Here is a 20,983-nt window from a genome sequence, read left to right as displayed (position 1 = left end):
AAGCCCGACCGTGACCGAAACCGTCGTCGTCCTGGACCCGATCAGCGAGGACAGCGTCACCCGCCTCCGCGCCCTGCTGCCGCCCGGCCTCGTCCTCACCCATGGCACCGCCCGCGGCGACGATCACCTGAAGGAGATCATCGCCACGGCCGAATACGCCATCGCCGGCCAGGTCGGCGTCAGTGGCGAGGTGCTGCGCGCCGCGCCCCGGCTCAAGCTGCTGCACAAATGGGGAGTCGGGGTCGACAACCTCGACCTCGACACGGCGCGTGAGCTCAACATCCGGGTGGCCCGCACCACCGGCAGCAACGCCGTGCCGGTGGCGGAGTTCACGCTGGGCCTGACGCTGGCGGCGCTGCGCTGCATCGCCTTCGGCCATGCCGAGCTGAAGAAGGGCCATTGGCGCACCGCCACGGCGATGCCGATGCAGACCTTCATGCTGTCGGGCAAGACCGTCGGCATCATCGGCTTCGGCGCCATCGGCCAGGCCTTCGCCCGGATCCTGAAGGGCTTCGGCTGCACCATCCTCTATTCCAAGCGCACGCCGCTCTCCGCCGCCGAGGAGGCCGATCTCGGCGCCCGCTTCGCCACGGTGCCGGAGATCCTGGCCCAGGCCGACGTGATCACGCTGAACTGCCCGCTGACGCCGGAGACGAAGAACCTGATCGACCACAAGGCGCTGGCGGCGATGAAGAAGACCGCCGTGCTGGTCAACGCCGCGCGCGGCGGCGTGGTGGTCGAGGACGACCTGATCGAGGCGCTGCGGTCGCGCACCATCCACGCCGCAGCCATGGATGTCTACGAGATCGAGCCGCTGCCGCCGGACAGCCCGCTGCTGACGCTGGACAACCTGGTGGTGACGCCGCATCTGGCGGCGATCGCGGCCGACAACTTCGTCAAGACGGTGAACCAGATGTTCGACAACATCGCCTGCGTCGCCCGCGGCGAGCCGGTGCCGGAGCGCGACCTGGTGGTGTGAGCTGCTGCGGATGAAGCGATACTCTCCGGGTAAGCTTCTGGGGTTGTGAACAGGCCCCATATCTCAACCTTCATTGTCATTGCCGGGCTTGACCCGGCAAACCAGGGGCCACCGAGAACCACTCTGGAAAGCCCCTGGATCCTCGGGTCAAGCCCGAGGATAACAATAAAATGGAAAGGGGGCGGGCCGCTTCCGGCGGCCCTGCCCCGCCTCCTCTATGCCGCGGCCCGGCCGGCGTGCCGCACCAGGAACATCGGGCCGACGCGGATGCCGGTGCGGCCCTCCTCGTCCCGCGCCGCCAGCTCCAGCGTCTCGCCCTCATAGAGGATCCCGTGCATGCGCCAGCTGCCGTCCGGCAGCTGCTCGCAGTCATGGGTGCAGAAATACTCGATCAGGCATTTCAGCCTGCCGTCGGCATAGAACAGGTATGTCGGGTTGAAGTCCGGGCCGTAGACGCCGAGATGCGGCGCCAGCTCGGCCGGCGTGTCCTCCTGCACGGTGTTGCGCCGGGTCCAGGCCTTGCCCTTCCAGCCCAGCACGCCGTCGGCGCCGAAGGTCAGGTCGAGATGCGGATACTCCGCCTCCTCGCCATAGATCCGGCCGTCGATGGTGAAGGCGTCGCCGCCGCGCCATTTCAGCTCCAGCGGCACGCCCTCGCCCATCAGGTACAGCCGGCCGTCCTTCTCCCGCAGCTCGACGCTCTCACTGCCGTCCGCGGCCTGGTAGAGGCCCGGCATCGCCGCCAGATGGGCCGCGGTCAGCGGCGGGTGCTTGGCCGGTGGAGCCGGCGACCGTCCCATCCTGCGCGATGCCAGGGCCAGCCGTAGCGCCCGCCGCGCCAACCGGGTGCCGATCTGGTTGGTGAAATCGAGGGTGCTGAAGGTCAGCACCGCCAGCCCGGCCTGAGGCAGCGCCACGAACTGGGTGGCATAGCCGTAGACGGCGCCGCCATGGCCGACCGAGGTCCAGCCGTCGAGGTCGGCAATGCCGAAGCCCAGTCCGTAGCCCCGGCTGCCGCTGTGGCCGGCGGCCGGCCGGCCCACCACCGTCCACATCTGCCTCAGCCCGGCGGGCGACACGACGGACCGCCCGTCGGGGGTGAAGCCGCCGCGCAGCATGCAGGACGCGAACTTCGCCATGTCGGGCGCGGTGGAGACGATGGCCCCGGCCGGCGAGCCACCCAGGTCGAACACCGGCGCCGGGAAGTCGCGGTCGACATCCCACATCCAGGCCGGGGCCAGCCGGCCCATCAGTCCGGGCGTCAGCGACGCGCTGCTCTCTGCCATGCCCAGCGGCTCGAAGATATGGCGGGCGACGTAGTCGGCATAGCCCATGCCGCTGACCCGCTCCAGCACCGCGCCGACTACGGCGATGGCGGCGTTGGAATAGTGCACGATCCCGACGCTGGGATCCTCCTTCAGCACCGAGGTCTTCAGCCCCTCGACCGTCACTGCCAGCCCCGGCCGCCGGTCGTCGAGGTAGTGGCCGTCCTTCGGCTCGCGCACCAGGCCCGAGGTGTGGCTCATCAGCTTGCGCAGCGACACCTGGGAACCGTACGGGCCGCTCTCGCGCCCGGCGAAGGGGTTCACGGGGCGGAAGCCGGGAATATAGGCGGACACGTCGGCGTCGATGTCGACCAGCCCCTTCTCGGCCAGTTGCATGATGCCGATCGCGGTGAACATCTTGGTCAGCGACCCGATGCGGAACAGCGAATGCCCGTCCAGACGGTGGCCGAGATCGGGCCGCACCACATGGCCGGTGGCCAGGAGGCCGTCGCGGTCGACCACGGCGTAGGAGATCGAGGGGAGGGCCTTGTCGCCGACCTCATGCGCGATGGCTTCCTCCAGGCCGGCGGCCAGGGCACGGTCGTCCATTTCGATGTCTCCTCTCAGGTCCGGAGGCGGGGGTCGAGGATGTCGCGCAGGGCATCGCCCAGCAGGCTCCAGGACAGCACGAACAGGAAGATCGCGGTGCCGGGGAAGACCAGCGTGTACCAGTAGCGGAACGGGCTGTCGCCGCGGCCGACGATCCAGTTGCGGGAGTAGCTGATCAGCTGGCCCCAGTCGGCATAGCCCGGCTCGACCCCGACGCCGAGGAAGCTGAGGGCCGAGGCGGTCAGCACCATCGACCCCGTCATCATCGTGGCCAGCACCAGCACCGGGAAGAAGGCGTTCGGCAGGATGTGCCGCAGCAGCAGCCGGGCGTCGCGCGTGCCGTATGACCGCGCTGCCTTGACGTAGTCCAGCTCCTTCACCCGCAGGATCTCGCTGCGGATGACGCGGGCGTAGTTCATCCAGCCGAAGGCGGTCAGCGCCATCGTCATCGGCCCGATGCCCTTGCCCAGGAGCGTGGTCAGCACCATCGCCGCGATCAGGAACGGCACGGCCAGGAAGACGTCGACGATGCGCATCAGCACCTCGTCCACCATGCCGCCGTAGAAGGCGGCGATCGCCCCCACCACGGCGCCGATCAGGGTCGAGATCAGGACGACGCCCAGGCCGATCTTGAAGGCGGTGCGGGTGCCCCAGACCAGGCCGTAATAGATGTCGAACTGCCCCTCGGTGGTGCCCAGCAGGGCCCGGGCGGAGGGCGGCTGCGGCGTGGCGCGGAAGCCGCTGCGCGGGATCTCGTAGGGCGAGGTCTGGTACGGCTCCGGCGGCGCGATCACCGGGGCCAGCGCGGCAACGGCCACGAAGCCCACGAGGACCAGGATGCCCAGCAGCGACAGCGGGTTGCGCAGCAGATACCCGACGACCCTCATGCCAGCCTCACCCGCGGGTCGAACAGGGGGTACAGCAGGTCCACCACCAGGTTGAGTGCCACCAGCACCAGCGAGAAGTAGAGGGCGAAGCCCAGCACGGCCGGGAAGTCCAGGTTGGCGGCCGCGTTCGCGGCGAACTGGCCGAGGCCGTGATAGTCGAAGATCGTTTCGGTGATGACGACGCCGCCCAGCATCGCCGCCACCTCCATCCCCGCGACGGTGACCACCGGCAGCAGGGCGTTGCGCCGGGCGTGCCGGTTCTGCACCACCCGCTCGCTGAGGCCCTTGGCCCGGGCGGTGCGGACATAGTCCTGGCGCAGCGATTCCAGCATCGAGGTGCGCATGATCCGGGTCATCGACGCCAGGTTGACGTAGCTGAGGGACACCACCGGCAGGATCAGGTGGCGCAGCGCGTCGAGGAAGACCGGCAGGTTACCGTTCAACAGGGCGTCGACCGTGTTCAGCCCGGTCCAGCGCCGGAAGCCGTCGCCGCCGACCTCGACCAGCGCCCATTGGCTGAGACGGCCCGGCGGGAACCAGCCGAGCGACCCGTAGAACACCATCAGCATCACGAGGCCGAAGACGAAGACCGGGAACGACCAGCCGAGCACGGTGAACAGCCGGATGCCGTGGTCGACCGGCTTGTTCAGGTGCACGCCGGCCCGGCTGCCCAGCCAGATCGCGCCCAGGATGCCGGGCACGAAGGCGAACAGCACCAGCTCCAGCGTCGCCGGGAAGAGCGAGACCAGCGCCTCGGCCACCGGCATCCGGGCCGTCTCCGACCAGCCGAGATTGCCCTGCAGGATGTTGGTGATCCAGTGGCCATACTGCTCGTGGAACGGGTCGTTCAGCCCGTATTTCTCGATCAGCGCCTGCACCTGCGCCGCACCGCCCTTCAGCGCGTCCGGGCTGCCGACATAGGTGATCACGCGCTGGGTGGGCGTCAGCATCATCTGCATCGCGAAGATCATCAAGGTCAGCGCGAAGAAGACGATCGGGACGAAGGACAGGCGTCGGATCGCATAGGCCAGCATGGGCAATCCCGGACAGTGGCAGGGGTCGAGCGGCACCGGGGCGGGGCGCGGCCGGCGCCCSCCCCGGCGGCCGGCCTATTTCTCTTTCTTCGAGATGGGATAGAAGTCCCAGGCACCGTACTCGATCATGTTGTGGACATAGCCGTCGACCCAGTCGCGGGTGACGATGAAGCCGTACTCCTCCCACAGGAACTGGGTGGTGGCGTATTCGTGGCTCATGTCCTGCAGCTTGGCGTAGATCTTCTCCCGCTCCGTCGGGTCGACCGTGGTCCAGGCCTGCTTCAGCAGCGGGTCGAACTTGTCGCGCATCAGCTGGCGATAGCCCTCGCCGACCATGCCGCCGACCAGGCCGGTGCTGGACAGGTAGTAGGTCGCGGCGCCCAGCGGCCCGCCCGGATCGGAATAGTCGGGCCCCCAGCCCATGATCGCCATCGGCGCGCTGGGGTCGGCGCCGCCATAGACCTTGTCGGCGAAGGTGGCGGCCTGCAGCTGCTGGATCTTCAGCCGGAACTTCGGATTGATCCGGGCCAGGTTCTGCTGCAGCACCGACAGCGCCGAATGATAGGCGGTGTTGCCCTCGCTCATATAGGCGGTCAGCTCGAAGCCGTTCTCCCAGACCTGGCCGCCCCAGGCCTTCTTGAAGTGCTCCGCCGCCTTTTCGGGATCGAAGGAATAGACCGGGCTGTCGGGCCGGTAGCCCATGATGCCGCGCACGGTGGGCCCGCGCAGCTGCACGGTCTTGCCCAGCAGGACGTCGTCCAACAGCAGCTGGTAGTCCTGGGCGTAGTTGAATCCCTTGCGCACGTCGATGTCGCTGAAGAAGTCGGGCGGGATGCCCTTGCCGTCCAGCTTGCCGCTGCCGATCGCCGGGTTGTCCACGGCGGTGACCGGCCAAATGTAGAAGATCGAGCGGCCGAACACCTGGGGCAGGCCCTCGGTCACCTTGATGCCGGGCTTCGCCGCCACCTCGTCCAGGAACTCCACCGGCGTGGTCACCACATCAGCGTCGCCGGCCTCGAGCTGCAAGAGGCGCGTGGTCCATTCCGGCACCGAGCGCAGCACCACGCGCTCCAGCTGGGCCGGGCCCTGCCAGTAGCCGTTGAACCGCTTCATGGTGATCTTCTTCTCGGACCGGTCCCAGGCCTCGACCATGAAGGGGCCGCTGCCGTTCTCGACCTCGAACAGCTTGTCCTCGCCCAGCTCGGGCTTGTGGAACGCCTTCCATGTGCCGGCGGCGCCGTCCCAGTCGCCCTGGTCGCGGGCCCATTCCTGGTCGATGATCGAGGTGGCGAAGGGCAGCGCCATGATGCCCAGCGTGGCCGGGAACGGCGCGTCCAGCACGATCGTCACCCGGTCGCCGTCGACTTTGATCTTCTGCGACAGCGCGTCATGCACCTTGGCCAGGCCGGCGGCATCGACCTCGGCGAAGGTCTTCACCCCGGCCAGGTCCATGGCCCAGGCCTCGATGTTCGGATACTTGCCGGCGGTGATCATCTCGGTCACCGCATTGGCCATCCAGCTGTCGCCCTGCAGGATCGCGCGCATCAGCGAATACTTGACGTCCTCGGCCGTCAGCTCGCCATAGCCGGGGACGATCGCCGCCTTCTCCTGGTCGGTCAGCTCGTCATACAGCTTCCAGGTGATCGCGCCATCCGCGCCCTTCACCCCGACCCGGTGGGTGTGGACGCCCTTGCGGATCGGGAAGGTGTAGCTGATCGACCCGTTCTCGCCCGGCTTGATCAGCCCGTTCTCCAGCGACGGCACCTCGGTCGACAGGGCCGGCACGAACTCCGAGATCTCGCTGCCCTTGTAGTTCAGCAGCCGCATATAGGTGTTGATCGAGACATAGGTGTTGGGCGTGTCGGCCATATAGGCCGGATCCAGCGTCCGGATGTCGCTGGTCCACAGATAGACCAGGGTGTTCGGGTTCTTCAGCTCGGCCTGCGCCGCGCCGGACAGGGCCAGCAAGGCGATGCCGAGGCCGGGTCCGATCCAGTTTTTCATCGAGAAGCCTCCTGCTGCCGGGCGTTTCGCCCTTATGGGGTCGCCTGGAACGGCGATCTGCGGGAAGTGTGACCGAGGCACGGCGAGAAGGCCATACCGAATACGCCCAAATTTCCCGCTTTCGAAAAAACTTTAGCGCATCGGAATATAACCCCAGGTCATGGGCGGCGCCTCTCAGGCCTCCGCGCGGACGAAATGCCGGTCGGACACCTGCAGCATCGGCAAGAGCACCGGCTCGTAATCAGGGGCGCGCACGGCGCTCGGGATCTCGTCGGCCAGTAGCAGGCGGTTCTCCGGCCGCTGCCGCGGATCGGCGACGGGGACGGAGGACAGGAGCTTGCGGGTGTAGCTGTGGCGCGGCTTGCCGAACACCTCGCGCCGGCTGCCGATCTCGACGATCTGGCCGAGATACATCACCGCCACGCGATGGGCCATCCGCTCGACCACCGCCATGTCGTGCGAGATGAACAGGACGGAGATCCCGGTCTCCGCCTGCAGGTCCATCAGCAGGTTGATGACCTGCGCCTGGATGGTGACGTCGAGCGACGCCACCGCCTCGTCGGCGATCACCAGCCTGGGCCGGGTGCTGAGCGCCCGGGCGATGCAGATGCGCTGGCGCTGGCCGCCGGAGAAGGCGTGCGGGTGCCGCCGCGCATGCTCGGGCGACAGCCCTACCCGCTGCAGCAGCTCGGCGACGCGGGCCTGGACCTCGGCGCGCGACAGGCCGCCATGCACCAGCATCGGGTCGGCGATCGCCTGCCCCACGGTCATGCGCGGGTTCAGCGAGCTGAAAGGGTCCTGGAACACCATCTGCACCTGGCGGCGCAGGGCCTGGATCGCGCGCGCCGGCTGGCCCAGCGTCTCGCGCCCCTCGAACCGGATCGAGCCGGAGACCGGCCGGTCCAGCTGCAGGATGCTGCGGCCGATGGTGGACTTGCCGCAGCCGCTCTCCCCCACCAGGGCCAGCGTCTCGCCCGGGAATATCTCGAAGGACACGTTCTCGACCGCGTGGACGCGGCCGGTCACCTTGCCGAAGACGCCGGAGCGCAGGTCGAAGCGGGTGGTCAGGTTCTCGACCGCCAGCAGCGGGGCGCGGCTCATGCCGGCACCTCGACACGCGCGGCGTCCTGCCTCTCGGCCGGGCCGGAGGCGTCGACCGCCTCGACCAGCGGGAACCGCTCCGGCTCGTCCTTGCCGTCCATGCTGCCCAGGCGCGGCACCGCGGCCAGCAGGGCTCGGGTATAGGCGTGGCGCGGCGTCTCGAACACCTCGTAGACGGTTCCGGTCTCCACGATCTCCCCCTTCAGCATGACGCAGATGCGGTCCGCCATCTCGGCCACCACGCCCATGTCATGGGTGATGAACAGCACCGACATCCCGATCTCGCGCTGCAGCGCCCGCACCAGGTCCAGGATCTGGGCCTGGATGGTGACGTCCAGCGCCGTGGTCGGCTCGTCCAGGATCATCAGCGACGGGCGGCAGCACAGCGCCATGGCGATCATCACCCGCTGGCGCATGCCGCCCGACAGGTGGTGCGGATACTGGTCCAGCCGCTTCTCCGCCTCCGGCACCCGCACCAGCTTCAGCGCGTTGAGCGCGATGGCGCGCGCCTCCGCCGCGCTCTTGCCCTGGTGGCGCATGATCGCCTCGCTGATCTGGAAGCCGATGCTGAACACGGGGTTCAGGCTGGCCATCGGGTCCTGGAACACCATCGAGATGTCGGATCCGCGGACGCTCCGCATCCGCTTCTGCGGCAGCCGGGCCAGGTCCACCACCTCGCCGCCGCGCAGGCGCATGCGCACCGAGCCGCCGGTCAGCTTCGCGCCGTCATATTCGGCCAGCCGCATGATGGTCATCGCGGTGACCGACTTGCCGCTGCCCGATTCCCCGACCAGCGCCAGCGTCTCGCCCCGCCCGATATGGAACGAGACGCCCTTCACCGCCCGCAGGGTCTCGCCCCCGCCCAGGGAGAACGATACCTGGAGAGTCTCGACCTCGAGCACGCGATCGTCCTGCATGGCGGCTCCGATGCTGGGACAAGAAGAAATTTCCTATACGCTAAAAAATACCGTATGCAACAATGGTCGCCCTCACAAGCACCAATGAACCCGCCGGGAGGAAAAGCCATGCGCCTCTACATCTCCGCCGACATCGAAGGCATCGTCGGCGTCGTCACCCGCGACCATACGAGCCCCGAGGGCTTCGAGTACGACCGGGCCCGCGACTGGATGACCGACACGGTGGTCGCCGCCTGCGAAGCGGCGCAGGAGGCCGGGGCGACCGAGATCGTGATCAGCGATTCCCACGGCAATGGCGAGAGCCTGAAGATCGACAGGCTGCCGGAGAGCGTGCAGCTGGTGCGCAGCTGGCCGCGGCCCCTGACCATGATGCAGGGGATCGAGGTCGGGGCGTTCGCCGGCGCGCTGCTGATCGGCTACCATGCGGGCGGCAGCAACCCCTCCGGCGTGCTGGCGCACACGTTGACCGGCGGCTTTCAGGAGGTTCGGGTCAACGGCCAGGTGCTGAACGAGGCCGGGCTGAACGCCGCCATCGCCGGCCATTACAGCGTGCCGGTGATCTACGCTTCGGGCGACGACGTGGCGACCGCCGAGATCCGCGACATCCTCGGCGACATCGAGACGACGACGGTGAAATGGGCGCACGGCACGCGCTCGGCCCGCACCCTGACGCCGGCGGCGGCCCATAAGGCGGTGCGGGACGGGGTGAAGCGGTCGATCGCCCGCATCGGCGAGGCCAGGCCGTTCCGGCTGAAGGGCCCCCTCGCGCTCGAGATCCGCTTCCGCGACCGCCAGAAGGTCGAGCACCTGGCCTATCTGCGCTTCATCACCCAGGTCGACACCTACACCATCCGCTACGAGGCGGAGGATGCGGTCGACATGTCGAAGTTCCTGATGTTCCTGCTCGGCTGAAGCGAGGCGGTGAGGTGTTGCGAAGAGCTCGACCCGAACTGAATTCACCCCGCCTTCAGGTCGTCGGGAACAGGGACAGCAGCGTCCCCTCCAGGTCCGGCTCGGGGCTGGAGCACACGGCCAGGATCATGGCGTCGCCCTCGCCCACCGAGATGTAGGCATGGCCCATGGTGCTGTCGATGTAGATGCTGCCGCCCTTTTCCAGCCGTACCGGAGCGTAGTGGTCGGTGTGCACCTCGATCGCGCCCTCGAGCACGTAGATGAACTCCTCCCCCGAATGCCGCACCAGCGGCCCGAACTCCGCAATGCTGCGGGTCTTCACCCGGCCGACATCCGGCACCATCCGCTTCCGCTGCAGCTCGGTGCAGAGATACAGGTAGTCGTAGTTCGGCGTGACCTGCAGCAGCCCCTCCCCCGGCCGGCTGATCGACCGCCGGGCCATCGCCGCCCCCGAGGCAGCCGGCGTCGACAGCAGCTCGGCCAGGTTGATGCCCAGACCCTCGCTGATCTGCAGCAGCTTGTCGTAGGTCAGCGACATCTGGTCGTTCTCGACCTTCGACAGGGTCGAGACCGCCACCCCGGTCCGCCGGCTGACCTCCTGCAGCGTCCAGCCATGCCGGCGCCGCAGCGCCTTCAGGCATTCCCCAAGCTTGGGCTGATTGGACATGCGCGGACCCGGACCGGTGAAAGGTCGGCCAGCCTATGTCGGGTGTGAGGTTATCGCAAGAACCACGAATTTTCCGATCCGATAAACTATTTGACATAAACACTATCGCCTCGCAGTCTGCCGCCAAAGGGAGGCTGCCGGATGGGCGTCGTCGACATCGTTGTGATCGGAGGGGGCATCGCCGGCGCGTCGCTGGCCCGGGCCGCCGCGGACGGCCGCCGGGTGCTGCTGCTGGAGCGCGAGAGCCAGCCCGGCACCCACTCCAGCGGCCGATCCGCCGCGCTGTTCTCCGAGACCTACGGCAACGCCGTGGTGCGCGCCCTGTCGACCGGCAGCCGCGAGTTCCTGCGCGCCCCGCCGGAGGATTTCGCCGGCTTCGTCCTGACCCGCCCGCGCGGCGCCATGCATGTCGGCCGGCCGGGCCAGGAGGCGGCGATCCGCGCGGAGGCGGAGGCGCTGGCGGCCCTGGTGCCGAGCGTGCGCGAGGTCGGCGCCGCCGACGCCCTGGCCCGGGTGCCGGTGCTGCGGCCGGACCGGGTGGCCGGCGCGGTGTTCGAGCCGGAGGCGCTGGACATCGACACCAACGGCATGCTGCAGGGGTCGCTGCGCGGCCTGCGCCGGCAGGGCGGCGAGATCCGCACCGGGGCCGAGGTGACGGCGCTGGCGCCACTGCCGGGCGGCGGCTGGCGCGTCGAGACCACGGCCGGGACGGTCGAGGCCGGCATCGTGGTCAACGCCGCCGGGGCCTGGGCCGATGCGATCGCCGCCCTGGCCGGGGTCGCGCCCGTGGGGCTGGTGCCGAAGCGGCGCACCGCCGTCCTGTTCGAGGCGCCGGGCCATGACGTCGACGGCTGGCCGCTGGTGGTCGACCTGGACGAGACCTTCTACATCAAGCCGGATGCCGGCAAGCTGCTGGGCTCCCCCGCCGACGAGACGCCGAGCCCGCCCTGCGACGCGCAGCCGGAGGAGATCGACGTCGCCGTCGCGGTCGACCGGATCGAAGGCGCGACCACGCTCGAGATCCGGCGCCTGAGCCATCGCTGGGCCGGGCTGCGCAGCTTCGTCGCCGACCGGACGCCGGTGCTGGGCTTCGACCCCGACGCGCCGGGCTTCTTCTGGTGCGCCGGCCAGGGCGGCTACGGCTTCCAGACCGCGCCGGCCATGGCCCGGCTGGGCGCGGCGCTGCTGCGCGGCGACCCGGTGCCCGAGGATCTGGCGCGGCTGGGCGTCACCGCCGCCGCCCTTGCCCCCGGCCGGTTCCGGACCGGCCCCGACCCGAAGGAGGCGCAACCGTGAAGATCTTCATCGCCGCCCTGATCACCGAGACCAACACCTTCTCGCCGCTGCCGACCGGCGCCGCCGGCTTCTACGCGCCGGAGACCTACCGGCGGCGCGACGCCAGCCTGGACGACACGGCGGCCGAGACGATCTGCCAGAAGACCTGGCGCCGCCTGGCCGAATGCGACGGGCATGAGGTGGTCGAGAGCGTCACCGCCATCGCCCAGCCGGCCGGCACCACCATCCGGTCGCTCTACGAAAGCCTGCGCGACGATATCCTGGAGGATCTGCGCCAGGCCGGGCCGGTCGACGTCGTGCTGCTGCTGATGCACGGCGCCATGGTGGCCGACGGCTATGACGATTGCGAGGGCGACACCGCGGCGCGGGTGCGCGCCATCGTCGGCCCGGACGTGCCGGTCGGGATGGAGCTGGACCTGCACTGCCACCTGACCGACCGGATGATCGAGGCCTGCACCGCGATCATCGGCTTCAAGGAATACCCGCACACCGACATGGAGCCGCGGGCGGAGGAGCTGTACGCGCTGTGCCTGCGCGCCAAGCGCGGCGAGATCCGGCCGGTGATGGCGCTGCATGACTGCCGCATGATCGGCATGTGGCGCACCCCGGTGGAGCCGATGCGCGGCTTCGTCGACCGCATGCAGGCGCTGGAGGGAAGCGACGGCATCCTGTCGGTCACCTTCGGCCACGGCTTCCCCTGGGGTGATGTCGAGGATGTCGGCGCGCGCATGCTGGTGGTGGCCGATGGCGACCGCGACCGGGCGCAGCGCCTAGCCGAGGAGCTGAGCCGGGAGATCTGGGAGTTGCGCCACGCCACGGCGACGCCGCACGACACGGTGGACGAGGCGCTGGACCATGCGCTGGCGGCGCCGCGCGGCCCGGTGGTGCTGGCCGACGTGGCCGACAATGCCGGCGGCGGCGCGCCCGGCGACAGCACCTTCATCCTGCGCCGGATCATCGATCGCGGTATCGGCAACGTGGTCAGTGGCTGCTACTGGGACCCGCAGGCGGTGGCGCTGTGCGAGGAGGCCGGCGAAGGCGCGACCTTCGACCTGCGCATCGGCGGCAAATGCGGCCCGGCCTCGGGCGACCCGGTCGACCTGCGCGTCACGGTCAAGCGGGTGCTGCCGGAGTTGCACCAGACCGGGCTGAGCGAGGATTGGGCGCCGCTGGGCCGTGGCGTCTGGGTGCAGGCGGCGAACGGGGTCGACCTGGTGCTGGTGACGCTGCGCAGCCAGACCTTCGCCCCCGACGCCTTCACCGCCTTCGGCATCGACCCGGCGCGCAAGGCGATCGTGGTGGTGAAGTCGACCCAGCATTTCCATGCCGGCTTCGCCCCGATCGCGGCCGAGATCCGCTACGTCACCACGCCGGGCGCCATCCCGCCCAGCTATGGCGACATCGCCTACACCAAGCGCCGCCTGCCCTTCTGGCCGCGGGTCGAGGATCCGTTCGCCTGACGCGGCCAGGCCGCCGCTTGACAGGGGAAATCGGGATCTCTCAGAGTTCAAAAAATTAGCGTTTAAGAAAAATTTGCCGCGCGCCCGAAACCGGGCCGCGGCGACGCGCAAGCAGGGAGAGCATGATGGCGAAGCTGACGCTGCGGCTGGCCGCCGCAGCCGCACTGGTGATGTCGGCGGGGGTCGCGCCGGCCGCGGCGAAGACGCTGGTCTACTGCTCGGAGGCCAGCCCCGAGAGCTTCAACCCGATGTTCGCCAGCGCCGATTCCACCATGGATGCGGTGGCGCGGACGATCTATGACCGGCTGGTCCGGTTCAAGCCCGGCACCACCGAGGTCGAGCCGTCGCTGGCCGAGCGCTGGGAGGTGTCGGATGACGGCCGCACCTACACCTTCCACCTGCGGCCGGGCGTGGCGTTCGAGCCGAACGCCGCCTTCACCCCGACCCGGCCGCTGACCGCCGACGACGTCGTCTACTCCTTCGACCGGCAATGGCGGGCCGACAACCCGTTCCACGCCCTCGGCGGCTCCGGCTACCAGTATTTCGAGGCGCTGGGCCTGGGGCCGATGCTGCAGTCGATCGACAAGGTCGACGACCTGACCGTGCGCTTCACCCTGAAGGCGCCGAACGCCACCTTCCTGGCGACCGTCGCCCTCGACTTCGCGTCGATCCAGTCGCTGGAGATGGCGCAGGCGATGGTCGCCAAGGGCACGCCGGAGGTGCTGGACCAGACGCCGGTCGGCACCGGCCCCTTCGTGTTCCAGGCCTATGACCCGGATTCCCGCATCCGCTTCAAGGCGAACCCGCATTACTGGGACGGCAAGCCGCCGATCGACAATCTGGTGTTCGACATCACGCCCGATGCGACCGTCCGCGTGTCCAAGCTACAGGCCGGGGAATGCCAGATCACGACCCAGCCCCTGGCCACGGCGGTGCCGCAGCTGAAGCAGGACCCGAACATCCAGGTGCTGCAGCGGCCGGGTGACAATCTCGGCTATCTCGGCTTCAACCTCGCGAAGAAGCCGCTGGGCGATGTCCGCGTGCGGCGCGCTTTGGCCATGGCGATCAACCGGCCGGCGATCGTCGACGCCGTGTACCAGGGCGCCGGCACGCTGGTGAACTCCGCCCTGTCCCCGGTCGAATGGGGCGCCGCCAAGGACCTCAAGGGCTATCCCTACGACCCCAAGGCGGCCAAGGCGCTGCTGGCCGAGGCCGGATACCCGGACGGCTTCTCCCTGTCGCTGTGGGCCATGCCGGTGTCCCGCCCCTACAACCCCGATGCCCGCCGCATGGCCGAGATGATCCAGGCCGACTGGGCCGCGGTCGGGGTGAAGGCCGAGATCGTCAGCATGGAATGGGGCGCCTATCTCACCCGCACCCAGGCGGGCGAGCACGACGCCCTGCTGCTGGGCGGCACCAGCGACAATGGCGACCCGGACAACACCCTGACCTTCGTCCTGGCCTGCAGCGACCAGAACCGCATGAAGTGGTGCGACAAGACGTTCGACGACCTCTTGAACCAGGCGCGGGCCAGCACCGACCAGGCCAAGCGGACGGAGCTCTACGTCAAGGCCCAGCACATCGTCGAGGAGCAGGTGCCGCTGGTGCCGATCGCCAGCTCGATCGTCTCGATGCCGATCCGCAAGGGCGTGCTGAACTATGTGCTGGACCCGTTCGGGCGCCAGAGCTTCGCCAAGCTCGACCTGGCGGAGTGACGCGGCGATGTCCGGAGATCTGCAGGCGCGGCTGCAGGGCATCCTCGATGCCTTCGTGGCCCAGGGCATCGTCGGCGCCTCGGCCGCCGTGACGGCGCGCGGCGGCGCCCCCGTCACCGCCACGGCCGGCCTGGCCGACCGCGAGCGCGGTATCCCGATCGGCCCCGCGCATCTGTTCAAGAACGGCAGCTGCACCAAGACCTTCGTCGCCGCCACGCTGATGCGGCTGGCCCGGGCCGGCGCGCTGCGGCTGGACGAGCCGGCGGCGCGCTGGCTGCCGGACCTGCCGAAGGGCGACCGGATCCGCGTGCGCGACCTGGTCAACCACCGCAGCGGCCTGCCGGAGTTCGAGTTCGACATGCCGATGACGCCCGGCCGCCGCTGGACGCCGCGGGAGATCGTCGAGCTGGCGTTCCGGGCGCGGCCGCAGGACGAGCCGCACCGGGTCGCCAGCTACAGCAACACCGGCTATGTCCTGGCCGGCCTGGTGATCGAGGCCGCGACGGGCGACAGCCTGGCCGGCCAGGTCCGCCATGAGGTGCTGCGGCCGCTCGGGCTGGCCGACAGCTTCTGTGCCGCCGGCGAGGCCTTTCCGGAGGAGCGGCTGGCGCGGGGCTACTATCACCGCCCGCCGCCGGCCGGCGCGGCCCTGTCGCTGGAGCAGGGCGGCGAGATGTGGGCCCTGGACGGGATCCTGCCCTATGCGGACGAACTGCAGGACTCCACCGCGCTGTTCCCCTTCACCGGCGCCTATGCCGCCGGCGACATGGTGTCGACGCCGCGGGACATGGCGCTATTCCTGGACGGGCTGTTCGGCGGCCGCCTGTTCGAGGCCGAATGGCTGGCGCAGATGGCCGATGACCGCTGGCCGGTCGGCTTCCCCGGCACCCGGATGCGGGAGACGGGGGCCGGGCTGTTCCTGTCGGCCTATGCCGGCCGGCAGACCTTCGGCCACCAGGGCAGCATCCCCGGCTACGTCTCGGTGATGCAGCACCATCGCGACAGCGGCACCAGCGCCGTGCTGCTGACCAACACCGGATCCGGCAACCGGCTGAGCTTCCAGGCCTCCGGCCTGCACGAGGCCTTCGACCGGATCCTGGAGGCGGCGCTGGCCTGAGAGACCGTTTGAAAATGCGCCTGGCGTGGCCGTCCGACGGCGGCGCTCAGCCCGGCTTCCGCCACTCCATGACGTAGCAATAGGGCGCGCGCCGGTGCCGCTCCGCCGTGGCGGGGTCGGCGCCGGCCGCGGCCTGCGGCTCGGCGAAATGGGTCAGCACCAGCCCCTGACCCAGCAGGGCCGCCATGTAGCGGCTGAGCGGACGGTGCCAGTTGTGGATGCGGATGCCGCGCCAGCTGGTCCAGTACATCCGCTCCTCGAGATAGCGGTCGACCGGGAAATGCCGCGGCCGGCCGGCCTCGTCGCGGACCCAATGGGCCTGCTCGCCGGCGGCGGTGGCGAAGCTGGACAGGTTGGCGATCAGCAGCGTGCCGCCCGGACGCAGCACCCGCGCCATCTCCGCCGCCGCGGCGTCGAGGTCGGGGATGTCGATCAGCGTCAGGTAGCTGACCACCAGGTCGAAGGCGCCGGCGTCGAAGGGCAGCCGCTCGGCCCGGCCCTCGTGATAGTCACCCTCGGGATCCAACTCGCGCGCCCGCTGCAGCAGCGCCGCGGTCGGGTCGAGGCCGACCGGCCGGACGCCGTGGCCGCGCAGCATGCGGCAGAACCGGCCCTCGCCGCAGCCGACATCGAGCGCCGTGGCGAAGCCGCGCCCCGCCACCCGGTCGATCATCACCGGGTCGAGCACGAAGCGCCGCGTGAAGTCGCCGTGGTCGCCCATATCGGCGATCCAGGCGCCCGCGGATTCGTCCCAGCCATTGTCCATGCTGAAGCCCCTCCTCCCTGATGCGCGCCGCACTCTACCGGCAGGCGGCAACCGCGTCAGGCGGGAACCTCGATCTCCTACGGAGCAGCCAGCCGCCGCATCACGACGTCGAGCGCCGGCCACGGCGGCCCCCGGCGTATGGTCCTGAGGAGTTCGCGGCCCACGCGTCGCCCGTTCGGGAATTGGTCGCCTGCATCCCACCGCCACGCCGCGACCATCGCGAGAACGAGGGCACGGCACTCGCCGAGAAGGCCTTTATCCGCGTCCGGATAGTGCTCGGCGACCTCTTCGGGCACATGGGCGAGGTCGAATTCGACCGGCCCGTGGCAACACGTCTCCAGGTCGATGAACAGCGGCCCGTTCTTCGTGCCGAGCACGTTGCCCGGGTGCGGCTCGCCGTGCAGCAACTGCTCCGTGACGCTGCGGTCGGCGATCGTTCGTCTCAGGCTGCTGAGCGTGCTGCCGAGAAGCTCACGGTCCGCGTCGGCGAGCGCCGGAGTTCGGTCGCGGTTCGCCACCAGCCGCTGAGCGTCCGCGACCCGATCCGTGAAGTGCGGCGTGGCGATGTCGAGCTTGCGCATGCCGGCATGCAGCCGCGTGAGCGCCTTCGCGTAGTCGGCCGGCGTGACCCCTTGAGCCGCCACAGATTCGTAGTAGGTCCACAGCGTCACCACGAAGCCGTCTCGCTCATAGGCGCGCAGCGCCGCGCGCGGCTCGAGCGCAGCCACCGGACTCCCTGTCTCGGCAAGCCGTTGGGCAAGCTCGATTTCGAACTGCGCCACCTGATGCGCCCGAGGCGCCACCCGGGCCAGGACGTCACAAGGCCGCAGGCGCAGGGCGAGCTTGTTCGAATTCTGCAGAACGACCGCGTCGTCGACCGTCAGGCCAAGCGCCGAGGCGATCGACATGGCCGCGGCCACCGCACGCGAAACCTCAGCTGCCTGCAAGGGAAGGCTCCGTCCGTCTGCACCGACTTCAGTGAGGATTACTCCGCGCGGGCCGGCCTCACATCCGGATGATGATGTCGACCTCCGGCGGCCGGGTGCCCTGCGGCGACACCACCACCCGGTCGCCGATGCGCTGGAAGCCCAGCGTCACCCGGTGCGGGCCGACCGGCAGCGCCTCGACCGTCAGGCTCTCGATGCCGATCGGCAGCCGCGGGCGGTCGACGGTGATGCGGCTGCGCAGGCCGTCGACCCGGAGGCCGAGGCAGCCCTGCAGCATCATGAACACCGCGCCCGAGGCCCAGGCCTGCGGCAGGCAGGCGACCGGATAGGCGATCGGCTTCTCGCCGCGAACCCGCGGGAAGCCGCAGAACAGCTCCGGCAGCCGCATGTCGAAATTCACCGCGGTCTCGAACAGCCCGCTGAGCAGCCGGACCACGCCGTCGCGTTCGCCGTAGCGGGCCAGGCCGGCGGCGCACAGCGCCCCGTCATGCGGCCAGACCGAGCCGTTGTGGTAGGACATCGGGTTGAAGTTGGCCTCGCCGCGCGCCAGCGTCCGGATGCCCCAGCCGGACTCGAACGGCGTGTCCAGCAGCTGGCGCGTGACGCTGGCCGCCCGGTCCGGCGCCGGCAGGCCACAATACAGCAGGTGCCCGGCGTTGGAGGCGCGCACCCGGCAGGGCTCGCCGTGGCCGTCCAGCGCCAGGGCGTAGAAGCCCTGGTCCTCCATCCAGAACCGGTCCTCGACCGCGACGCGCAACGCCTCGGCCCGCACCCGCCAGCGCGTCGCCTCGTCATCCAGCCCGCGCTGCGCCGCGAAGTCGCCCATGGTGCGGAGGGCGGCGAAGGCATAGCCCTGCACCTCGACCAGCGCGATTGGTCCGTCCGGGAAGCGGCCATCGGCGTGGAACACGGAATCGTGGCTGTCCTTCCAGCCCTGGTTCGCCAGCCCCTTCTCCGAGCTGCGGGCATAGTCGAGGAAGCCGCCGCTGTTGCCGTCGCACCGCCGCTCGACCCAGGCGATGGCGCGTAGCAGTGCCGGCCACAGCTCGTCGATCAGCGCCATGTCGCCGGTGCGGCTGGCATAGGCGCCGGCCAGCATGACGAAGAGCGGCGTGGTGTCGACGCCGCCGTAGTATTCGGCGAAGGGCAGCTCGCCCAGCGCGACCATCTCGCCGCGCCGCGCCTCATGCATGATCTTGCCGGGCTGGGCGTCCTTGAAGGCCGACTCCTCCCGCGCCTGGCGGGACGCCAGAAAGCGCAGCACGCCCTGCGCCAGCGCCGGGCTCAGCCACAGCGTCTGCAGCGCGGTGATGATCGCATCGCGGCCGAAGGTGGTGGAGAACCAGGGGATGCCGGCATAGGGGTACGGCCCGGTCGGCAGCTCGGTGACCAGCAGCGACAGGTCGGCGCGCGACTTGTCGACCCAGTCGTTGAACAGGCGGCCGGAGCTGCGCAGCACCGTGCCGTGGCGCGACAGGGTCCGCATCCGCCGGCGCGCCCGGGCGCAGGCCCGGCGGAACCGGGTCCGGCCCGGCGCCTCCCCCGCCTCGTCCGGCCCGACCTCGACATGGAGGTCGACGGCGCCATGGCCCGGCAGCCGGAACCGGAACTCCGCCGTGCCGCCGTCGAGGCGCTGCGGCGTCTCGGAGAAGCGGATCACGGCCCGGCGGCCGACCCTGTCGAGGCCGGTATAGCCCAGCACCACCGTGTCGCCGCTGACCTCCGGCTTCGCCAGCCGGCCGCGCTGCAGCCTCGTGGCGCCGCGCACCTCGAACATGTCGCGGAAATCGGCACCGAAATGGATCGCGACCGGGACCTGGACCTCGCTTTGGCCGAAATTCTCAACCCGGACCTGCTGGTACAGCCGGCCGTCCCACAGCAGCATCGACCGCTGCAGGTGGATCGCGCCCTCGGGCAGCCCCTCATCGCCCAGCGGCGACGGCGTCCGGTTGGTGGCATGGCTGGTGAAGACGGCATTGTCCTGGCTCAGCCCCGCCCCCAGCAGCGACGGCAGCCGGCCGCCGAGCAGGATGACGGAGCGCGACAGGATGCGGGTGTCGTTGTGGAACAGCCCGTCATCATCGCCGGCGATGTTGCCGAGCGCGTCGGCCACCAGGAAGGTGTCGCCATGCTTCAGCGAGTACATCCGCAGCGGCACGCGCCGGGCCGAGAGGTCGGGCGGCGGCGCCGGATCCGGAACGGGATCCTCGGGGACCAGCTCGGGCCGGCTCATTCCGCCGCCACCAGGGTCGGGACCACGCCGCCGTCGCCGGCCAGGCGGCCGTACAGATCGAGATAGCGCTCGGCCATCACCCGGCTGGAGAAGCGCCGCTCGAACGCGCTTCGGATCGCGCCGCGGTCCAACTCCGGCAGGCGGGCCACCGCCTCGACCGCCTCGTCCATCGAGCGGACGATGAAGCCGGTCTCGCCGCTGTCGACCACCTCCGGCACCGAGCCGCAATTCCAGGCGACGACCGGCGTGCCGCAGGCCATCGCCTCGATCATCACCAGGCCGAAGGGCTCGGGCCAGTCGATCGGGAACAGGAGACCGGCGGCGTTGCCCAGGAATGCCGCCTTGTCGGCGTCGCCGATCTCGCCGATGAACTCGACCAGCGGGTCGGCCAGCAGCGGCTCGATCGCGTCCTTGAAATACACCCGGTCGGCATCGTCGACCTTGGCGGCGATGCGCAGCCGCCGGCCCGAGCGGCGGGCGATCTCGATCGCCCGGTCCGGCCGCTTCTCCGGCGAGATCCGGCCCAGGAAGGCCAGGTAGCCGCCGCGCGGCACGGGCGGCGGCAGGAACAGGTCCTCGGCCATGCCGTGATGCACCGTGGCCACCCAGCCGGCATCCGCCAGCGGCGCCCGCTGCGACTCCGAGATCGAGACCAGCGGATAGTCCGGAAAGCGGCGATAGGCCTCGGGCAGGTCCTTCAGGTCCAGCCGCCCGTGCAGCGTGGTGACGGTGCGGTGGGCGATGTCCTCGAACATCGGGAAATGGATCAGGTCGACATGGAAATGGAGGATGTCGAACTCGCCCGCCCGCCGTCGCACCTCGTGCAGCATCGTCAGATGCGCGGCGTAGTCGGATTTCAGCGGGCTGGGGTCCAGCCGGAACGCCTGGTCGCGCATCGGCACCAGCCCGGCCCTTGTGTGCGCGTCGGCGCTGGAGAACAGGGTGACGTCATGGCCGAGGTCGACGAGCGCGTCGGACAGATGGGCGACGATCCGCTCCGTCCCGCCGTACAGCCTGGGCGGCACGGCTTCGTAGAGCGGGGCGATCTGGGCGATTTTCATCGTCAAGCCTGGC

Annotated in this window: 17 protein-coding genes; 6 read left to right on the top strand and 11 right to left on the bottom strand. The window is 69.8% G+C overall.

Annotation, left to right across the window (positions count from 1 at the left end; translation table 11 throughout):
- Nucleotides 1–10 precede the first annotated feature (10 nt).
- Nucleotides 11–979: a 2-hydroxyacid dehydrogenase gene (locus BWR60_RS18335; RefSeq protein WP_088152467.1), complete on the top strand. Its 969-nt coding sequence runs from the start codon at nt 11–13 to the stop codon at nt 977–979.
- A 215-nt stretch (nt 980–1,194) separates the two neighbouring features.
- Here BWR60_RS18335 and BWR60_RS18330 read toward each other — a convergent pair whose 3' ends face one another.
- The 6 genes from BWR60_RS18330 to BWR60_RS38185 form a co-directional block, all read right to left on the bottom strand.
- The gene (locus BWR60_RS18330) at nt 1,195–2,853 is read right to left on the bottom strand and encodes a serine hydrolase domain-containing protein (protein ID WP_088152466.1); all 1,659 of its coding nucleotides are present in this window, start codon (nt 2,851–2,853) and stop codon (nt 1,195–1,197) included.
- Between the two features lie 14 nt (nt 2,854–2,867).
- Nucleotides 2,868–3,740: an ABC transporter permease gene (locus tag BWR60_RS18325; protein WP_088152465.1), complete on the bottom strand. Its 873-nt coding sequence runs from the start codon at nt 3,738–3,740 to the stop codon at nt 2,868–2,870.
- Nucleotides 3,737–4,774, bottom strand: a complete 1,038-nt coding sequence (locus BWR60_RS18320) for an ABC transporter permease (protein ID WP_179221830.1) — start codon at nt 4,772–4,774, stop codon at nt 3,737–3,739. The genes BWR60_RS18325 and BWR60_RS18320 overlap by 4 nt, the downstream gene beginning before the upstream one ends.
- 75 nt (nt 4,775–4,849) lie before the next feature.
- Nucleotides 4,850–6,778: an ABC transporter substrate-binding protein gene (locus tag BWR60_RS18315; RefSeq protein WP_088152464.1), complete on the bottom strand. Its 1,929-nt coding sequence runs from the start codon at nt 6,776–6,778 to the stop codon at nt 4,850–4,852.
- A gap of 174 nt (nt 6,779–6,952) precedes the next feature.
- Complete coding sequence (locus BWR60_RS38190) at nt 6,953–7,879, bottom strand: ABC transporter ATP-binding protein (RefSeq protein ID WP_230983095.1); 927 nt, start codon at nt 7,877–7,879, stop codon at nt 6,953–6,955.
- Nucleotides 7,876–8,796, bottom strand: coding sequence for an ABC transporter ATP-binding protein (locus BWR60_RS38185; protein ID WP_230983094.1), 921 nt, complete (start codon nt 8,794–8,796; stop codon nt 7,876–7,878). Before BWR60_RS38185 ends, BWR60_RS38190 begins: the two co-directional genes overlap by 4 nt.
- 108 nt (nt 8,797–8,904) lie before the next feature.
- On the opposite strand from BWR60_RS38185, the gene BWR60_RS18305 reads away from it, so the two are divergent.
- Nucleotides 8,905–9,708 (top strand): M55 family metallopeptidase, encoded by an 804-nt coding sequence (locus tag BWR60_RS18305; protein ID WP_179221829.1) that lies wholly within the window; start codon nt 8,905–8,907, stop codon nt 9,706–9,708.
- Nucleotides 9,709–9,763: 55 nt separating this feature from the next.
- On the opposite strand, the gene BWR60_RS18300 is transcribed toward BWR60_RS18305, so the two are convergent.
- Complete coding sequence (locus BWR60_RS18300; RefSeq protein ID WP_088152462.1) at nt 9,764–10,375, bottom strand: helix-turn-helix domain-containing protein; 612 nt, start codon at nt 10,373–10,375, stop codon at nt 9,764–9,766.
- A gap of 141 nt (nt 10,376–10,516) precedes the next feature.
- Between BWR60_RS18300 and BWR60_RS18295 the strand changes: the two genes are divergently transcribed.
- From BWR60_RS18295 to BWR60_RS18280, 4 genes are all read left to right on the top strand, one after another.
- Nucleotides 10,517–11,671: an NAD(P)/FAD-dependent oxidoreductase gene (locus tag BWR60_RS18295; RefSeq protein WP_088152461.1), complete on the top strand. Its 1,155-nt coding sequence runs from the start codon at nt 10,517–10,519 to the stop codon at nt 11,669–11,671.
- Nucleotides 11,668–13,131, top strand: coding sequence for a M81 family metallopeptidase (locus BWR60_RS18290; protein WP_088152460.1), 1,464 nt, complete (start codon nt 11,668–11,670; stop codon nt 13,129–13,131). The genes BWR60_RS18295 and BWR60_RS18290 overlap by 4 nt, the downstream gene beginning before the upstream one ends.
- Before the next feature lie 125 nt (nt 13,132–13,256).
- Entirely contained in the window at nt 13,257–14,846 is a 1,590-nt protein-coding gene (locus tag BWR60_RS18285) for an ABC transporter substrate-binding protein (protein ID WP_088152459.1), read from the top strand.
- 7 nt (nt 14,847–14,853) lie between these two features.
- Nucleotides 14,854–15,963 carry a serine hydrolase domain-containing protein gene (locus tag BWR60_RS18280; RefSeq protein WP_088152458.1) on the top strand — a complete coding sequence of 370 codons (1,110 nt, stop codon included), beginning with the start codon at nt 14,854–14,856 and terminating at the stop codon, nt 15,961–15,963.
- 46 nt (nt 15,964–16,009) lie between these two features.
- Here BWR60_RS18280 and BWR60_RS18275 read toward each other — a convergent pair whose 3' ends face one another.
- The 4 genes from BWR60_RS18275 to BWR60_RS18260 form a co-directional block, all read right to left on the bottom strand.
- Nucleotides 16,010–16,729, bottom strand: coding sequence for a class I SAM-dependent methyltransferase (locus BWR60_RS18275; protein WP_088152457.1), 720 nt, complete (start codon nt 16,727–16,729; stop codon nt 16,010–16,012).
- 77 nt (nt 16,730–16,806) lie between these two features.
- Nucleotides 16,807–17,637 (bottom strand): aminoglycoside phosphotransferase family protein, encoded by an 831-nt coding sequence (locus tag BWR60_RS18270; RefSeq protein WP_088152491.1) that lies wholly within the window; start codon nt 17,635–17,637, stop codon nt 16,807–16,809.
- A 97-nt stretch (nt 17,638–17,734) separates the two neighbouring features.
- Nucleotides 17,735–19,909: an amylo-alpha-1,6-glucosidase gene (locus tag BWR60_RS18265; protein WP_088152456.1), complete on the bottom strand. Its 2,175-nt coding sequence runs from the start codon at nt 19,907–19,909 to the stop codon at nt 17,735–17,737.
- Complete coding sequence (locus tag BWR60_RS18260) at nt 19,906–20,970, bottom strand: glycosyltransferase family 4 protein (protein WP_088152455.1); 1,065 nt, start codon at nt 20,968–20,970, stop codon at nt 19,906–19,908. The genes BWR60_RS18265 and BWR60_RS18260 overlap by 4 nt, the downstream gene beginning before the upstream one ends.
- Nucleotides 20,971–20,983: the final 13 nt, after the last annotated feature.

Source organism: Inquilinus limosus, assembly GCF_002195995.1.
Taxonomy (GTDB): domain Bacteria; phylum Pseudomonadota; class Alphaproteobacteria; order DSM-16000; family Inquilinaceae; genus Inquilinus; species Inquilinus limosus_C.
This window is presented reverse-complemented; position numbering and strand designations above follow the sequence as displayed.

What these genes read in the sequence shown, in the direction of transcription:
- BWR60_RS18325 (WP_088152465.1), bottom strand. Translation starts at nt 3,740, where the DNA reads ATGAGGGTCGTCGGGTATCTGCTGCGCAACCCGCTGTCGCTGCTGGGC.
- BWR60_RS18285 (WP_088152459.1), top strand. Translation starts at nt 13,257, where the DNA reads ATGGCGAAGCTGACGCTGCGGCTGGCCGCCGCAGCCGCACTGGTGATG.
- BWR60_RS18295 (WP_088152461.1), top strand. Translation starts at nt 10,517, where the DNA reads ATGGGCGTCGTCGACATCGTTGTGATCGGAGGGGGCATCGCCGGCGCG.
- BWR60_RS18330 (WP_088152466.1), bottom strand. Translation starts at nt 2,853, where the DNA reads ATGGACGACCGTGCCCTGGCCGCCGGCCTGGAGGAAGCCATCGCGCAT.
- BWR60_RS18265 (WP_088152456.1), bottom strand. Translation starts at nt 19,909, where the DNA reads ATGAGCCGGCCCGAGCTGGTCCCCGAGGATCCCGTTCCGGATCCGGCG.
- BWR60_RS18320 (WP_179221830.1), bottom strand. Translation starts at nt 4,774, where the DNA reads ATGCTGGCCTATGCGATCCGACGCCTGTCCTTCGTCCCGATCGTCTTC.
- BWR60_RS18305 (WP_179221829.1), top strand. Translation starts at nt 8,905, where the DNA reads ATGCGCCTCTACATCTCCGCCGACATCGAAGGCATCGTCGGCGTCGTC.
- BWR60_RS38185 (WP_230983094.1), bottom strand. Translation starts at nt 8,796, where the DNA reads ATGCAGGACGATCGCGTGCTCGAGGTCGAGACTCTCCAGGTATCGTTC.
- BWR60_RS18270 (WP_088152491.1), bottom strand. Translation starts at nt 17,637, where the DNA reads ATGTCGATCGCCTCGGCGCTTGGCCTGACGGTCGACGACGCGGTCGTT.
- BWR60_RS18260 (WP_088152455.1), bottom strand. Translation starts at nt 20,970, where the DNA reads ATGAAAATCGCCCAGATCGCCCCGCTCTACGAAGCCGTGCCGCCCAGG.
- BWR60_RS18275 (WP_088152457.1), bottom strand. Translation starts at nt 16,729, where the DNA reads ATGGACAATGGCTGGGACGAATCCGCGGGCGCCTGGATCGCCGATATG.
- BWR60_RS18315 (WP_088152464.1), bottom strand. Translation starts at nt 6,778, where the DNA reads ATGAAAAACTGGATCGGACCCGGCCTCGGCATCGCCTTGCTGGCCCTG.
- BWR60_RS38190 (WP_230983095.1), bottom strand. Translation starts at nt 7,879, where the DNA reads ATGAGCCGCGCCCCGCTGCTGGCGGTCGAGAACCTGACCACCCGCTTC.
- BWR60_RS18280 (WP_088152458.1), top strand. Translation starts at nt 14,854, where the DNA reads ATGTCCGGAGATCTGCAGGCGCGGCTGCAGGGCATCCTCGATGCCTTC.
- BWR60_RS18300 (WP_088152462.1), bottom strand. Translation starts at nt 10,375, where the DNA reads ATGTCCAATCAGCCCAAGCTTGGGGAATGCCTGAAGGCGCTGCGGCGC.